At 50.4% G+C, this 2,296-nt stretch carries 1 protein-coding gene; it reads right to left on the bottom strand.

Annotation, left to right across the window (positions count from 1 at the left end):
* Nucleotides 1-455: 455 nt before the first annotated feature.
* Complete coding sequence (purF, locus tag KDK14_RS08510; protein ID WP_257264668.1) at nucleotides 456-1,958, bottom strand: amidophosphoribosyltransferase; 1,503 nt, start codon at nucleotides 1,956-1,958, stop codon at nucleotides 456-458.
* Nucleotides 1,959-2,296 lie beyond the last annotated feature (338 nt).

Raw genomic sequence — 2,296 nt, 5'->3', positions numbered from 1 at the left:
GCTCCCGTTTTAACTTTGGTCTGTCGGTGAGATTCCGACACGTGAATCGTCAGTAGCACTGCTCGGCTGGCGTCCTGCGAAAATACTCAGGTTTAGATAACTTTGAGTAGGTTTGAGCAAGTTTTTAGGAGCGGTAAGGCTATTTATAGAATTTGCCAATATTCGTATGCCTGGTTGTCAGGACAAAGACCCTGCCGTATCCGCCAGGAGGCTGTCCGAGATTAGCGCTGATCTGGGCGACCCCGTAGCGAGGACGGCAGAAAATTGAGGATAAAAATTCGGTTTTGTGCGGTGAATAGCGAGGTTATTTGCCGTAAAAAAGCAGATTTCCAGACCAATTTGCTACCGCCAAGGTAGACTATTCTCGAAAAGCCTCTCGGGTATACTCCCACCCACAGTATGGGAACTCAGCTTCCCGGGTTTTAGAAGAGCCCCCGGGTGATGAGCAAAACGAGTCAAAGTTCCCCTTCGTTATGAAGATCAATAATATCACTCCCAGCCTGACGACTATCATCATTCCGGCTGGTAGCCAGCTGCTTCAGATAATGAGCGTCAATATTACCGGCCTTATAACAACCATCAAACACGGAGCAGTCGAAATCGTCAATGTCCGGGTTAAGGGAAGACACCGCTTTTTTCAGATCGTCCAGATCCTGAAAAATCAGTTTATCCGCACCGATCTGCTCACAAACCTCCTGATCCGTACGACCATGGGCAATCAACTCTTCCCGGGTTGGCATATCAATGCCGTACACATTGGGATAACGAATGGCGGGAGCCGCTGAACAGAAATACACCTTCCTGGCCCCGGCATCCCTGGCCATCTCAATAATCTGCTCACAGGTGGTGCCACGAACAACAGAATCATCAACCAGCAGCACATTCTTGCCGGCAAACTCCTGATGAATGGCATTCAGCTTCTGGCGCACCGACTTCTTGCGAATGGCCTGACCAGGCATGATAAAGGTCCGGCCAATATAGCGATTCTTGACGAAACCTTCCCGATAAGGCAGGCCCAGGCGGGTGGCCATCTCCAGGGCAGAGTTTCGGCTGGTATCCGGAATGGGCATCACCACATCGATATCATGGTCAGGCCATTCCCGGAGGATTTTATTGGCCAGGGTCTGCCCCATCCGCAGGCGGGACTGATAGACAAAAATACCATCCAGACTGGAATCCGGGCGGGCCAGATAAACGTATTCAAACATGCAGGGAGTGAGCTTACCGGGCACGCACTGGAACGTATGGAGCTGACGCTGTTCATCAATATAAATGGCTTCCCCCGGCGCAACATCACCCACCAGCTCAAAGTCCAGGGCATCCAGGGCCACGGATTCTGACGCCAGCATGTACTCGGCACCCTTCTCAGTCTCCCGCTTACCGTATACCAGTGGTCGTATACCATGGGGATCCCGGAAACCGACCATGCCATGGCCGTTAAGCAGGGCCACCACAGCAAAGCCTCCTTCACAGCGCTGGTAAACACCGGTCACCGCATTGAAAATATCCTCTGCCTGAGGCTTATGCTTACCCTCTTTTGCCAGCTCATGGGCAAAAACATTGAGCAGAATTTCTGAGTCGGAGTGGGTATTAATGTGGCGCAGGTCGCTTTCAAACAACGACTGTTTAATATCATCCGCATTGGTCAGGTTGCCGTTATGGGCTAGAGCGATACCATAAGGAGAGTTGACATAAAATGGCTGGGCTTCTGCTGAGCTGGACGTACCCGCCGTCGGGTATCGAACATGACCAAGACCTGAGCAGCCATTAAGCCGTTTCATATGACGGGTACGAAAAACATCCTTCACCAGACCATTATCTTTACGCAGGAAAAAACGACCATCATCAAGGGTCACCATCCCCGCAGCGTCCTGCCCCCTGTGTTGTAGCACAGTCAGCGCATCGAACAACAGCTGGTTAACATTTACCGTTGCCGAAATACCGACAATTCCACACATGCACTCATCCTCAGGATTGATCAGCTGAAAACGTTATCGGAACTGGCAGCAAATGATCAAAATTGCCTGTTCAATCATCTGGAACCCGTTTAGTTCTGATAACGGAAAGGCTTAGATCATACGCTAAATCAGCTAATTACGAAAACCGCACCTTCCCTTAAGACCGGCAAGTTGCCAAAAAGTTTTGCGCAATACAGGGTAAGTGACTATGGTCAATCCGGAGGCTGTCCGAGAATAGACTGCCCTACTGCGGTAGCAGCAAATTGGTCTAAAAAGTCGGAGATTTTTACCTGAATCCGTAACTTCAGAAGACGTTGAAACCTTCGGAAGCCGGTCGT

The sequence above is a fragment of the Endozoicomonas sp. ONNA2 genome (assembly GCF_024606365.1).
Classification (GTDB): Bacteria; Pseudomonadota; Gammaproteobacteria; order Pseudomonadales; family Endozoicomonadaceae; genus Endozoicomonas.
Note: the sequence above shows the minus strand (reverse complement) of the source record. Positions and strands in the feature narration are given on the sequence as shown.

What these genes read in the sequence shown, in the direction of transcription:
- purF (WP_257264668.1), bottom strand. Translation starts at nt 1,958, where the DNA reads ATGTGTGGAATTGTCGGTATTTCGGCAACGGTAAATGTTAACCAGCTG.